14 protein-coding genes are annotated in these 12,548 nt (G+C 72.7%); 6 read left to right on the top strand and 8 right to left on the bottom strand.

The features are described 5' to 3' along the window. Window positions 1-64 precede the first annotated feature (64 nt). Together ACIP5M_RS06290 and ACIP5M_RS06285 are read left to right on the top strand one after the other, a co-directional pair. Window positions 65-790, top strand: a complete 726-nt coding sequence (locus tag ACIP5M_RS06290; protein WP_401192606.1) for an HNH endonuclease family protein — start codon at window positions 65-67, stop codon at window positions 788-790. Then, window positions 787-1,068, top strand: coding sequence for a hypothetical protein (locus ACIP5M_RS06285; RefSeq protein ID WP_401192603.1), 282 nt, complete (start codon window positions 787-789; stop codon window positions 1,066-1,068). Before ACIP5M_RS06290 ends, ACIP5M_RS06285 begins: the two co-directional genes overlap by 4 nt. A 54-nt stretch (window positions 1,069-1,122) precedes the next feature. Here the strand turns inward: ACIP5M_RS06285 and ACIP5M_RS06280 are convergent, their stop codons facing one another. From ACIP5M_RS06280 to ACIP5M_RS06270, 3 genes are all read right to left on the bottom strand, one after another. Continuing rightward, complete coding sequence (locus ACIP5M_RS06280; RefSeq protein ID WP_401192600.1) at window positions 1,123-1,656, bottom strand: GNAT family N-acetyltransferase; 534 nt, start codon at window positions 1,654-1,656, stop codon at window positions 1,123-1,125. Between the two features lie 113 nt (window positions 1,657-1,769). Then, window positions 1,770-2,969 (bottom strand): alpha/beta hydrolase family protein, encoded by a 1,200-nt coding sequence (locus tag ACIP5M_RS06275; protein ID WP_401192597.1) that lies wholly within the window; start codon window positions 2,967-2,969, stop codon window positions 1,770-1,772. Between the two features lie 81 nt (window positions 2,970-3,050). Next, entirely contained in the window at window positions 3,051-4,025 is a 975-nt protein-coding gene (locus ACIP5M_RS06270) for an isopenicillin N synthase family dioxygenase (protein WP_401192594.1), read from the bottom strand. Window positions 4,026-4,217: 192 nt separating this feature from the next. On the opposite strand from ACIP5M_RS06270, the gene ACIP5M_RS06265 reads away from it, so the two are divergent. Continuing rightward, window positions 4,218-4,964, top strand: coding sequence for a VOC family protein (locus ACIP5M_RS06265; RefSeq protein ID WP_401192592.1), 747 nt, complete (start codon window positions 4,218-4,220; stop codon window positions 4,962-4,964). Window positions 4,965-4,997: 33 nt separating this feature from the next. On the opposite strand, the gene ACIP5M_RS06260 is transcribed toward ACIP5M_RS06265, so the two are convergent. Together ACIP5M_RS06260 and ACIP5M_RS06255 are read right to left on the bottom strand one after the other, a co-directional pair. After that, window positions 4,998-5,234: a hypothetical protein gene (locus tag ACIP5M_RS06260; protein ID WP_401192589.1), complete on the bottom strand. Its 237-nt coding sequence runs from the start codon at window positions 5,232-5,234 to the stop codon at window positions 4,998-5,000. Between the two features lie 138 nt (window positions 5,235-5,372). Next, complete coding sequence (locus tag ACIP5M_RS06255; protein WP_401192586.1) at window positions 5,373-6,218, bottom strand: class II glutamine amidotransferase; 846 nt, start codon at window positions 6,216-6,218, stop codon at window positions 5,373-5,375. A 165-nt stretch (window positions 6,219-6,383) separates the two neighbouring features. On the opposite strand from ACIP5M_RS06255, the gene ACIP5M_RS06250 reads away from it, so the two are divergent. Next, a complete protein-coding gene (locus ACIP5M_RS06250; RefSeq protein WP_401192583.1) occupies window positions 6,384-6,575 on the top strand; it encodes a DUF6381 family protein in 192 nt (63 codons plus the stop codon). An 80-nt stretch (window positions 6,576-6,655) separates the two neighbouring features. Here the strand turns inward: ACIP5M_RS06250 and ACIP5M_RS06245 are convergent, their stop codons facing one another. Continuing rightward, window positions 6,656-7,768 (bottom strand): agmatine deiminase family protein, encoded by a 1,113-nt coding sequence (locus ACIP5M_RS06245; protein ID WP_401192580.1) that lies wholly within the window; start codon window positions 7,766-7,768, stop codon window positions 6,656-6,658. A gap of 86 nt (window positions 7,769-7,854) precedes the next feature. Then, on the bottom strand, window positions 7,855-9,453 hold the full coding sequence (locus ACIP5M_RS06240) for an APC family permease (RefSeq protein ID WP_401192577.1): 1,599 nt from the start codon (window positions 9,451-9,453) through the stop codon (window positions 7,855-7,857). Window positions 9,454-9,618: 165 nt separating this feature from the next. Here ACIP5M_RS06240 and ACIP5M_RS06235 point away from each other — a divergent pair, with 165 nt between their 5' ends. Both ACIP5M_RS06235 and ACIP5M_RS06230 read left to right on the top strand, forming a co-directional pair. Then, window positions 9,619-10,275, top strand: a complete 657-nt coding sequence (locus ACIP5M_RS06235; RefSeq protein WP_401192574.1) for a TetR/AcrR family transcriptional regulator — start codon at window positions 9,619-9,621, stop codon at window positions 10,273-10,275. 9 nt (window positions 10,276-10,284) lie between these two features. Beyond that, on the top strand, window positions 10,285-11,148 hold the full coding sequence (locus ACIP5M_RS06230; protein WP_401192571.1) for a DUF1206 domain-containing protein: 864 nt from the start codon (window positions 10,285-10,287) through the stop codon (window positions 11,146-11,148). On the opposite strand, the gene ACIP5M_RS06225 is transcribed toward ACIP5M_RS06230, so the two are convergent. After that, on the bottom strand, window positions 11,138-12,421 hold the full coding sequence (locus ACIP5M_RS06225) for a M64 family metallopeptidase (RefSeq protein ID WP_401193534.1): 1,284 nt from the start codon (window positions 12,419-12,421) through the stop codon (window positions 11,138-11,140). The genes ACIP5M_RS06230 and ACIP5M_RS06225 overlap by 11 nt on opposite strands. Between the last annotated feature and the right edge of the window lie 127 nt (window positions 12,422-12,548).

Here is a 12,548-nt window from a genome sequence, read left to right as displayed (position 1 = left end):
AATGTCCTGTTCTGGGTAGTGTTCAGGGGACGTTGACGGCGCGGATCGGTAGTGGGGTGGGGTCATGGGGCGTCAGATACGGGTGCCGGGTGCGGTTCTGGGGGCGGCGCTGCTGCTGGCGGTGGCCGGCTGTTCCGGTCCGAACGCGCCCGGTGGGAGCCCGGACCCCGATGCGAAGCCGTCCGCTTCCCGGTCCTCGCCGCCGGCCGGCGACGCCAAGCCCGCCGGCGGGGACGTGCTGCCCGGCATGGTCAGCGCCGCGGAGGCGCGCAGCCGGCTGGCCGGGCTGAAGGTCGCGCCGGCCGGCACGATGGCCGGGTACAGCCGCGACAAGTTCACGCACTGGGCGCAGCAGGGCGACAAGTGCGACACGCGCGAGGTGGTCCTCAAGCGCGACGGAACCGATGTCGCGCAGGACGCCGAGTGCCGGGCGGTGTCCGGCAGGTGGAAGAGCCTGTACGACGGGGTGGTGGTCAGCGAAGCCGCCGCGATGGACATCGACCACATGGTGCCGCTGGCCGAGGGCTGGCGGTCCGGCGCGTCCGGCTGGGACGCCGCGAAGCGCAAGGCGTTCGCCAACGACCTGACCCGTCCTCAGCTGCTGGCCGTGACCGCTGCCTCGAACCGCTCCAAGGGCGACCAGAGCCCCGACCTGTGGCAGCCGCCGGACAGGGCGAGCTGGTGCCAGTACGGACGGGCCTGGACCACCGTCAAATCCTCCTACGGACTGACCGTCACCGAACCGGAGAAGAAGATGCTCACCACGATGCTGGACACCTGTACGTCATGACCGGCCCGAAGCAGTGGCAGGACGAGGTCTTGGCCGGGCCGGGAGGCGCCATGACCGACGAGGTCGGCGTGATCACCGGCCCGCTCACCCTGCGCACCACGGCGGTGGCCGGGGACCTGGTCCGCTTCGACGTCCAGTACAAGGACGCCGACGAGTGGTACACCCTCACCGGCAGCCCCCTCCCCCACCACGGCGACCCGGCCGCCCTGCACACCGCCGCCGTCGCGGCGATCCGCGCCGGGGGCGGCGCCCACGCCCCGGGCGGCCCGGCTTCCTGAGACCGGGGGCGGGGAGGGCCCGTGTCCGCCCTCCCGCGACCCCGGGCGGCCGGATCAGGCCTCGTACTCCGTGAGGTCGATGCAGTGGATCTGCAGCAGGTGTCCGTACCGGGGGTCCGTGGTGTCGCGCTCCTGCACCATGCCCAGCTTGCGGATCACGTTCTCGGAGGCTTCGTCACCCGCCCGGTTGACGGCGACGACCCGGTCCAGGCCCCGGTCCTGGAGGGCGAACTCCAGGGTGGCCTGGGCGGCCTCGGAGGCGTAGCCCTGGCCCCAGTACTGGCGTCCGAGCCGCCAGCTGACCTCGACGTCGTTCGCCACCTCGGGCAGGTACTCCGGGACCGAGAGACCGACGGCTCCGATCAGCTCGCCCGAGCCCAGGAGTTCGACTGCGAAGATCCCGAAGCCCTCCTCGTCCCACTCTTCCTCCCAGCGCTCGATGTCCTCGGCGGTCCGGTCCAGGTCGAGGACGGAGCCGTCGCCGATCCAGCGCATCACCTCCGGGTCGGCGTTGATCTCCGACAGGGGGACGAGGTCGTCGTCGGTCCAGCGGCGGAGGAGGAGTCGGGGGGTACGGATCTCGGTCATGGCCCACATCCTGCCGAAGTTCCCCGGACCAGCGGTAATCGGCCCACCCCACGCGGGGCCGCCCCGTCGGCGCGGTCGTGCGCCACCCGGTGGGGTGGGGTCCGGGGAGCGGTTCAGGGGGTGTGGAAACGGACCTCCGGTGCGTCGGGGGACGGGCCGTCGAGCAGGGGCTGCGGCCTGCCCTTCAGGTGCTGGTCGAAGAAGGCCGCGACGTAGCGCCGGGTCAGCTCCACGGAGCGGCCGCCGGGCAGCGGGGCTTCCTGGTCGGGGAGGCCGAGCTGCTCGGCCATCGCCGGGAAGTCGGTGAAGGTGAAGTGGCCCGAGTCCGCGAAGGTGATCCAGCGCTTCCAGCCGTCGAGGCCGGGCCAGCCGAGGTCCCAGGACCGCATGCCGCCGGGGGCGCTGCTCTGGGCGCCGAGCAGCATGAAGGGGCGGCCTGCGAGCCCGGTCTCGGGGACCGGTGTGTGCAGGCCGCCGTCCATGTTGATCCCTGCCCCGATCCGGGAGTCCGCGGCCATCGCGGCGACCGCCGAGGCACCTCCGATGGAATGCCCGGCCATCGCGATGCGGGCGCGGTCGATGACGCCCGCGTGGCGCCACGCGGGGTGGCGTCCCGTGAGGCGGTCGAGGAGGAAGGACACGTCCAGGGCCCGGGTGTCGGTGACCTTCCGGTAGCCCGCCTCGCTTCCGGTCTGCTCACAGGCCAGGCACCGCAGCACGCGGCCGCCGGGGAACTCGGTTCCGACGCTCTCGTAGGCGTGATCGACGGCGGCGACGACGTATCCGCGCGAGGCGAGGTCCTCGGCCAGCGAGGTGAGGGTGGCGCGCGGGACGCTGAAGCCCGGGGACAGGACGACCAGCGGATGGCGTCCCCCTGCGGGGCGGGCCCCGGGCCGGGAGTACGTCTTGGTACCGGTGAGGGTCTCCACCGGGATCACCTGGTCAAGCCCGCGGTCGATCAGCAGCAGCCGGGCCTCCTCGTCGGTGAGGTAGCGGGCCGGCCCGTCGCCCGTGCCGCGCTGCGCCGGATAGCGCAGGGTCACCATCAGCTCGCGCGGCCCGGACTTCGCCCAGGGGTCGGTGCGGCTGCGGTCCACGAGGTGGAGGGTGTCCTGTCCGACGGGGAAACGTCCGGTGGGGCGCGGTAGCTCCAGCGCGGTACGGCTGTCCTCGGCTACGGATACGGAAGCGGGTGCGGATGCGGAAGCGGGCGGCGGCGGGTCCGCCGCGGCGGCGGTGCCCGCGGCGGCGAGCGGGAGGGGCAGGAGCAGGGCGAATAACGCGGCTGCGGCCGCTGTTCGGCGTCGGGTCATGAATGCGACCGTATGCAGCGCCGCCCCGCCGGTCGTCAGCTCTCGGCATGATCCGGCCGTCCGTCCCGGGGAGGGACCGGGTCACCCGGAAGTCGTACGGCCCGCCGGGACGCTGATGGCGCGGAGCTTGTCCCGCAGGTACGCGTGGGAGTCGACCGGGTCGTGCACCACCCGCCCCACGGGGGCAGGCAGGGACTCCACGCGGGTGTGGGCGTCGCACTCGTAGAAGTAGACCAGCGAGATCAGCTCCTCGGCGGGCGGTGGCAGTACCCGGTGCCGGCCCGCGCGCCAGCGGTCCCCCGTCCAGCGGGCCATCAGGTCACCGATGTTCACGGTGAGGGCGGCCGGGTCGTAGGGCGCGTCCTCCCAGCCGCCGGAGTCGGTGTGGATCTGGAGTCCGCCGGAGCCGGGCTGCCGGTCGAGGACCGTGACCGTGCCGAAGTCGGTGTGCGGGCCGATGCGGAACTGTCCGGGCAGCGGCGGTCCGACGACCTCGGTGCCCGGGTACCAGTTGAGGTTGAATCCCCAGGTGGGGTGGGAGGTGTGCCGGGTGAAGTGGTCCTCGTCGAGGCCGAGGGCGGTGGCGAGCAGTTCCAGCAGTTCGTCGCAGAGGGCCCGCATCAGGCCCAGGTACTGCGACACCAGGGCCCGCAGTTCGGGTACCTCCGCCGGCCACGCGTTGGGGCGGAACCACTCGGCGTCCACGGCGGCGTCGCCCGTGGGGTCGTCCGCCGCGCAGGACCACGATTCCTTCAGGTCGGGCGGCGAGGCCGTCCCCTCGGCGTAGCTGTTGGCCTCGGCACCGGGGCCGAGCCAGCCGCGGCCACCGACGGTGACGGCGTACGGCTCCTTCGCAGCGGCCGGCAGCCGGAAGAACGCGCGCGCCGCCTCCCGGATCCGGGCAGCCGGCGCGGGATCCACCCCGTGCCCGGTGACCAGGAGGAATCCGGCCTCCCGCAAGGCCTCGTCGACGCGTGCCGCCGTACGGGCCCGGGCATCACGGTCGCCGGACCGCCACGGCCCGAGATCGATCACGGGAATGCTTGATCCGGCCATGGAAGACCTGCCTTCCGGGCGTGCGCGGGCGTCCGGCTTCCGAGCGTAGGGGGTGCGCGGCCGCTGAGGGCGGGCTTCGCTCGAAGAGCGTCCCGAAAAGGACCAGAATGAGACGGGGACCCCCGAGGGACGGAGCGACCGGTGAAGCTTTCTACGCGGGAGGTTTTCGGGGCTCCGTGCTGGGTGAGTCTGATGGCCCGCGACCTGGGGACGTCACAGCGCTTCTACGGGGCGGTCGCGGGCTGGACCTTCCGGCCGGCCCGGCTGGGCGAGGCCTTCTCGGTCGCCGAGATGGACGAGGTCCCCGTCGCGGGCATCGGGGCCCTGGCGAGCGACCTGGGGGTCGCCGTGGCCTGGACCCCGTACTTCGCGGTCGAGGACGCCGACGTGGCCGTGGACCGCATCCGGGAGCGCACCGGCACCATCGCGGTGGGCCCGGTCTCCTTCCCCACCGGCGGCCGCGCGGCGCTGGTCGCCGATCCGGACGGCGCGGTCTTCGGCATCTGGGAGGGCGCCGTGTCCCGCGACTGGCGGGTGGGCCGGGGCCGGGCCCCCGCCTGGCTGGAGCTGCGCACCAGGAACGCCTTCGACGCGGCGATGTTCTACGGGGCGGTACTGGAGTGGGCCACCGGCCGGACCGGCTGCTGCGAGGTCTCCTACGAGGAGGACCAGGTGGTCCTGAGGCAGGGCGGCGAGCCCGTGGCCCGCCTCAACAGCGGACCGGTCGAGCTCGCCTCCTACTCCCCGCACACCCGGCCGCGCTGGCACGTCCACTTCCGCGTGCCCCGGCTGAAGCCGGCCATCGAGGCCGCCGTGTCGCTGGGCGGCCGCACCGTCTCGGACATCACGTCGAACGCCACGGAACGGTGGGTGGCGCTGCGCGACCCGGACGGAGCCCTGTTCACCCTCACCACGTCCCTCGCGGCGGACATCCCCTAGGCGTGTTCATTCAGCCTGATCCGTGGCCACCCCCTAATGCGGGCTCCAGGTGAACTTGCCGCCGCCCACCCAGCGGACCGCCTCCGGGTCGTCGAGGTCGTGGACGGTGACGCCCGCGGCCGCGGCGACGAAGAGCACGTCGGTCATCGAGGTGGCCCTGCCGACGACTTCGCCGTCGACTTCCACGATGCGAAAGGGCGGGGTGCCGGGGTGCACTCCCAGGACGGTGACCCGGGCCGCCGAGATGTACGGGGTCGAACTTTCGGTCATGCGCAGACGGTTCCAGGTCGGGACCGCCGGTGGGCGCGGCGACACGGAGGGAACGCCGATCGCTTCCGCCGATCGGGGAGGTCCGGTACCGGACCGGGCGGGGCGGTCACCCCCGCGACGCCGCAACGCGAGGCCGGGTCAGGGCGGCTCCGGGACGAAAGGGAGGTAGTCCTCCCCGGGGGCCGCGGGGATCACCGTGTAGCTCGCCTCGGGCAGCTCGTTCCACATTCCGTGGAGGTCTCCCAGCGGCTCGGAGACCACGAGCCGCGTGGCGTCCGAGACCTCGGCGAGGAAGGCCAGCTCGGGGTGGAGGTGGCGTACGGTCTCGGCCTTGCTGCTGTAGAACAGCGACCGGGACCTGCCCTGCGTGGAGTACCGGAAGGCCCAGACGCGCTCCCCGTCGCTCACCGCCACCGTCATCTGGAGCGGGTCCGCCACCCCGTGCTCCTTGCCGAGCCGCTCCACCAGGCCCGCCATCCGCGCGACCGCGCCGGGTACGTCCTGGTCGAGGCCGTAGGTGACCGCGAGGTAGAACATCACCTCGGAGTCGGTGGAGCCCTCGATGCAGGAGAAGAGGGCCGGGTCGACGGCCATGCACAGGTCCCGCTGGAGCCGGCTGAAGTCGGTGATCGCCCCGTTGTGCATCCACAGCCAGCGCCCGTGCCGGAAGGGATGGCAGTTGGTCTGCTGGATCGCCGAGCCGGTGGAGGCCCGTACGTGCGCGAAGAACAGCGGCGAGCGGACGTGGCCGGCCAGCTCGCGCAAGTTGCGGTTGTTCCACGCCGGCGCGATGTCGCGGAAGACGGCGGGAGTCCCGTCGCCGCTTCCGTCCGCGCTGTACCAGCCGATGCCGAACCCGTCGCCGTTGGTGGACTCCACGCCCATCCGGGCATGCAGGCTCTGGTTGATGAGGGAATGCTCCGGACGGTAGAGCACGGCGTCGAGGAGCAAGGGCGACCCGGAGTAGGCCAGCCAGCGACACATGAGAACCATCCCCTTCTCGCGCCTGGTCCGAGCCTAAGCCAGGCCAGGAGGTCGGGCGCGCCCGGAGAGCCGGACGGGTCACGCTCGGTGACCCTTCGAGATGCGGGCTCCGTGCCCTGCTGGTTCGCTGAATCCGCCCGCTCTCCCCCAGATCAAGGAGTGATCATGAGCGTTTCAGGCGAATCCCGCGGCCGGTCCCAGCAGATGCGCGCGAAGGCCCAGGAGCTGAACGATGCGGCCGCCCGCTCGACCGACCCGGAGGAGCGCCGGCGGCTCCAGGAGAAGGCCCGCCGCCTCCAGGAGCAGAGCGAGCAGGAGAGCGGAATGATGGACGACAGGGGCATGGACGCGCTGTAGCCCCTTCGGCCTGCCCCCGTGTGACACCGGCCGGTGCCCGCCGCGATCCCCCGACGCCGCGGTCACCGGCCGGTGGGCTCTCAGCCGGCGACCGCCGGCACGTGCTGGGTCACGCAGTGGACGCCGCCACCACCCCAGGCCAGGACGCGCGCCCGGGTGCCGACGACCTCACGGCCGGGGAAGAGGGTGGCGAACTGGGCGAGGGCGAGGGCGTCGGCCGGCTCCCCGGAGGTGGGTACGACCACGCTGCCGCTGGTCAGGTAGAAGTTCGTGTAGCTGAAGGTCTCGACGTTGAGCCCGCTCTGGCGGAAGTGCGGCTGGTGGTGCATCTCCACCACCTGGAAGGGCCGGCCGCAGGCGTCGGTCGCGGCGGCGAGGACCGCCTTGTTGGCGGCCATCCTGGCGTGGTTGGGACTGGTCGTGTCGGGCTGGGTGTGGAGCAGGACCTTGCCGGGGCCCAGGTAGGCGGCGACGAGGTCGACGTGTCCGTTGGTGATGTCGTCGTGGTAGAGCCCGTACGGCAGCCAGATGAGCTTGCTCGCTCCGAACGAGGCGAGCAGCTTGGCCTCGATCTGCGCGCGGGTCATGCCGGGGTTGCGGTTGGGGTTGAGCAGACATTCCTCGGTGGTGATGAGGGTGCCCTGCCCGTCGGTGATGACGGCCCCGCCTTCGAGGATCATGTCGACGGACCGGCGGGTGTCACCCAGGTAGGAGCACACGCCGACGGGGAGGAAGTCGTCCTTGTCGTACGGGTACTTGTTGCCCCAGCCGTTGAAGCCGAAGTCGAGGCCGATCCGGTCGGTCTTGCCGGCGTTGACCGCGAAGATGGGGCCGGTGTCCCGGGTCCAGCAGTCGTTGATCGGGTATTCGGTGACCGTGACGGTGCTGCCGCACTGCTGGCGTGCCTGCGCCGCCTGGCCCGGTTCGGCGACCATGATCACCGGCTCGAAGCGCGCGATGGCGCGGGCGATGCCGGCGATCTCGGCCTGGACGTCGGCGAGCAGCCCGCCCCAGCCGACCTGCCGGTCCCACGGCCAGGCCATCACGCAGGCGGCGTGCGGCTCCCATTCGGCGGGCGCGTGGTACGCGTCCTCGCTCGGCGAGGCGAAGGCGGTACGGCCGAGCAGGGGGACGGCGGCGGCCGCGAGGGCGGCGGCGCCGAAGCCGCGACGCGTCATTCGTGGCAGGTCCATGACACTACTCCTTCGATGGGGGTTTTCTTGAGGACAGGGCCGGACGGCCCTGGGTCTGGGGACGGCGGTTGTGAGACCGGGAGGGGCTAGGGGGTGTCCGCGGCGAGCACGTCCGCCGGCCCGCCCTCTGCCCGGTCGGCCCGGGCGTCTTCGCCGGCCCGGTCGCCCGGAGCGCTCTCCTCGCGGGCCTGGGCGGCGCGCAGCGCGTTCTGCGGCTTCTTCACCACCAGGTAGAGCAGCCCGGCCGTGATCACCACACCGGTTCCGAGCAGGCCGGCCCAGATCTGGTACCAGGGGGCTCCCGGCGGAGCGAGGACGGCCCGCGGCCAGCAGACGTTGGCGACCTCGAAGGCGGTCCACAGGACGGCCAGCACGTTCAGGAAGGTGCCCTTGCGGCCCAGCCGGATGTGGCCGGAGGGCACCCACGTGCCGCGCAGGCGGGCGATCAGGGCGGCCAGGCTGACCAGGAAGAACGGCAGGAAGGTGGCGGCGGTGCCGAAGGCGATCAGGCTGCCGATCGCGGTGGCGTTCAGGCCGAGCAGCAGCCCCGTACAGCTGACGAGGGTCGAGGCGACGAGCCCGCCGATGGGCGCCTGGCGGCTGTTGACCTTGCGCACCTGGCGGGAGAAGGGGAAGACGCCGTCGCGAGCCAGCGAGTAGACCCCGCGCGCGGCGCCGCCCTGGGAGGCCATGGCGCAGGCGAGGAATCCGACGAGGACCACGGCCACGAAGGGCTTGTCGGACCAGGACCCGAAGGCCGTGGTCACGGCGGTGGTCACCGGGTCGAGGTCCTCGCCGGCGACGACGGACTGCGGCGCGGGGTGGGCCAGGGCCACCGCCATCGCGTTCAGGATGACCACCAGGCCGACGCTGAGCAGCGCCCACCACATGGCGCGGGGCACCTGCCGGCCCGCGTCCTTGGTCTCCTCGGCGGTCGAGACGCAGGCGTCGAATCCGATGAAGCCCCAGCCGGCCACGGCCAGGACGGCGAGGAAGGCCACGACGGTCGATCCGCCGGACAGTTCCTCGGCCCCCAGGGTCTCGGTGAACAGCGAGAAGCCGTGCTCGCGGAAGAACAGCAGGAGGGCGAAGCCGACGAGCACCGAGGCGATGGCTTCGGCGGCGATGCCGAGCGAGACGAACCAGCTCAGGATCCTGATCCCGTACGCGTTGACCAGCATGCACGCCAGCAGGATCCCGGCGGCCACCGCGACCAGGGAGCCCGGGGTGGGCGTGGCGCCTACGAGGGCGAAGGCCCAGGGGGCCGCGAGGTAGGCGACGGTGGTGTTGCCGAACATCACGGCGAACTGCCACACCCAGCCGCTCATCCAGCCGAAGGACGGTCCGAGCAGCCGGCGGCCCCACTGGTACGGCCCGCCGGCGAGCGGCCACTGGGAGGCCAGCTCGGAGTAGACGTTCACGACCAGGCACTGGCCGAGGAGCACGATCGGCAGCGCCCAGATCCAGGCGGGCCCGGCGATCATCGTGCCGACCATCGAGACGGCGTACAGGGCGACGACGGGCGATACGACGGCGAAGCCCATGGCGATGTTGCCCAGGATGCCGAGGCTGCGGCTGAGCTCCTGGGTGTAGCCGAGGTCGGCGAGGCGGGCGGCGTCGCTGTCGGTACCGGGGGCGGCACCGGGGCCGCCCGGTCCAGGGCGTGCGGGGGCAAGGTCGGGCATGGTCGCACCTCTCGCAGGCGGGACGCACCGGTCGGCCGACGCGTCCCGGAAGCTAAATCTAACGTTGTTAGGTTGCGGGAATGCGGGGACCTTAACCCGACGCGGACCCCTTGGGAAGCCCTCCGTGCGGGTAACCTGGCGGCCGATGACGAGGGGGATCACACCGTGGGCCGACCGAACCAGCCGCTGCTCAGCCGTGGGAACATCGCGCGCGCGGCCCTCGAGCTCCTCGACGAGGAAGGCCCCCAGGCGCTGAAGATGCGTACGCTCGCGGACCGGCTCGGGGTCAGGGGCGCTTCCCTGTACCACCACGTCGCATCGAAGGACGATGTCCTCGACGCGGTCTCGGAGCTGATCAACGAGGAGATCGATCTGAGCCCGCTCGAGGCGCCCGACTGGCGGGAGGGGATCGCGGCCTACGCGCGCGGCTACCGCCAGGTGTACCTGCGCCACCCGAACGCGATCGCCCCGGCGGCGCGGCGCGGGGTCGAGGCCGCTCCGGCCCTGCGCGGCTACGACGCGCTGCTCGCCGCCCTGATCCGGGCGGGCTGCACGCCGGCGCGCGCCGCGGAGGCCGCCGCCGCCATCGACTACCTGGTCCTCGGCTCGGCGCTGGAGACCTTCACCGCGGGCTTCACCCGCCCGGCCGGGGAGTACCGGCCCGACTACCCGGCGCTGGCCGACTCGCTGAGCGGGGCCGCGGCCACCGGCGCGGGGCTGGCCGGACTGGACGACCGCGGCTTCGAACTGGGCCTCGGACTGGTCCTCGACGGCCTCGCCGCGTGGTCGTCCCGCGGGCATGGAGCCGTCCAGCCCGGGTAGCCGCGTGGCATGACGAGCGGCGAAGCGGCACGTGAGGGGACACGCGAGGGCGTGAGGACCGCGTCGGCGGGCGGCACGGGCCGGGAGGTGGTGGCCCGGTCCGGACTGGTGGCGCGCGGAGTGCTGTACGTGATCGTCGGCGTGCTGGCCGTCCGCGTGGCGTTCGGCGACGGCGAGCAGGAGGCGGACCGCAAGGGCGCGCTGCAGGAGCTCATGGAGAAGCCCTTCGGCGGTTTCCTCGTATGGGCCGTCGGCATCGGCCTGGTGTGCATGATGCTGTGGCGGCTGTCGGAGGCGCTGTTCGGCGCGGACGGCCCCGACGGCCACAAGGCGAGCAAGCGGGTGGCGGCGGCGGCCCGGACCGTCTTCTACGCGCTCGTCGCGTTCTCCGTGCTGTCCTTCGCGGCCGGTTCGGGCGGCGGACAGTCCAGCGACGAACAGTCGCGTGACATGACGGCCAAGGCCCTCGAGCTGCCGGGCGGCCCGTGGTGGGTGGGCGCGGCGGGAGCGGCGATCGCCATCGGCGGCATCGTGATCGCCGTACAGGCGGTGCGGCGGACCTTCCGCAAGTCCCTGGCGATGTACGGCACGCCCCAAAGCGTCCGCAAAGCCGTCGAGTTCCTCGGTGTCACCGGCGGGGTGGCCCGCGGCGCCGTCTTCGCCACGGCCGGCGCCTTCGCCGTGTACGCCGCCGTGCGCTACGACCCGGCGGAGGCGAAGGGCGTCGACGACACCCTCCGCGCCTTCGCCCAGACCCCGGCGGGACCGTGGCTCCTCGTGCTGATCGCCGCCGGGCTCGTGCTGTTCGGGCTGTTCTCCTGCGCCATGGCCTGCTGGCGCCGGACCGAACCCGGGCCGTCCGCTAGAGCCTGACCGCCCAATCGGCCCTGGAGCGCAGGGAGTCGGCGATCTTCGGGTCGCGCACCGAGGGGGTGCGGTCCTCCGCCGTCACGGACAGCCGGTGCGTGCGCAGGTCGAACAGCCACAGCTCCGCCACGGCCACCTCCGTCCGGCCCGCGAACCTCTTCAGCTCCCGCCCGTCGAGGTACCAGCGGACCACCAGCTGCCGGCCGTCAGCGCCGGCCAGCCTCGGCACGGCCACCCTGGCCGTGTGGCGCGCCCGCAGGGTGCGGTCGGTGGGGGTCAGCGGGGTGACCGTCCTGGCGTGCCGGTGGAACCCGGCGATCATCGCCTCGACACCGGGGAGGTTGAAGGGCTTGCCCAGCACCCGCATGATCGAGTTGTCCGTGGGGCGGTAGAGCCCGGTGGCGAAGTAGCCGCCGCCCTCGTACGCGCCGACGGTTCCGCCGTCGGGTGACTGCTCGCCGAGCCAGCGGTACCACTTGGCCCGCTCCGCGGCCATCCGGTCGGCGGGCAGGGTGGAGCTGTTGGACTCGGCGGGCTCGGGGCCGGTGTACTTCTCGTAGTCCGGCAGGCCCGGGTAGAGGTACTCGTCGGCGAGCTTGCCGAGCGAGTGGCCGGTCTCGTGGATGGCGACCTGCCCGGACTTCGCGTGACCCGCCGAGGCCGTGGAGATCCCCTCGTAACCGAGCGTGGCGCTGCGCTCGTTGTAGCCCGCGCCGCCGTACTTCGCGCTGTTGGCCAGCACGATGACGAGGTCCGCCGCCGGGGCCTTGGCCACGTAGGCGTCGACCTTGGGCTGGTCGATGCACAGCAGCCGTTCGATCTCCTCGCACCAGAAGTACGAGCCGAGGGCGGTGTCCCGGACGGCGGCCCGGTCGGGGTCTCCGGAGACACCCGAGTCGCGGGAAACCGCGTCGACGGTCCAGACGTTGAACAGGTCGCGGTAGGTGGTGTAGGGCTCCACGGCGGTCACCTCGGCCCACTTCTGCCGGGCGTCGGCGTGGAAGCGGTCCAGTTCGGCGGTGGTGTAGCCGTCGCCGATGACGACCACGTCGAGGCGGTCGGCGGTGGGTCCGTTGTCGACCATCTTGGCAACGGCGCCGTCGGCCGCCCGCTGCGCCTCGGAGAGGCGCCCCGCGCTCTCGGCCCGGGCGCCCGCGGCCGGTACGAGGGTGTGCCCGGAGCCGGCCTCGCCGCCGTGCTCCGGCCCCGGTATCTCCACCTCCACGCGCGGTTTCGGCGGTGTGTCGGCCGCCCCCGCCGGGCCGGCCGCCAGCAGCATCGCGGCCGCGCAGGCCACCGCGAAGGCGCCGCGCACGGCGGAACGGACGGCTGGACGGCGTACGGCCGGACGGCCTCGGCCTGTGCTGCGTACGGCTGGACCCATCAAGTCCTCCCCCGGGAAAGGT

This window comes from Streptomyces sp. NPDC088762 (assembly GCF_044750905.1).
In the GTDB taxonomy this organism is placed as follows: domain Bacteria; phylum Actinomycetota; class Actinomycetes; order Streptomycetales; family Streptomycetaceae; genus Streptomyces.
This window is presented reverse-complemented; position numbering and strand designations above follow the sequence as displayed.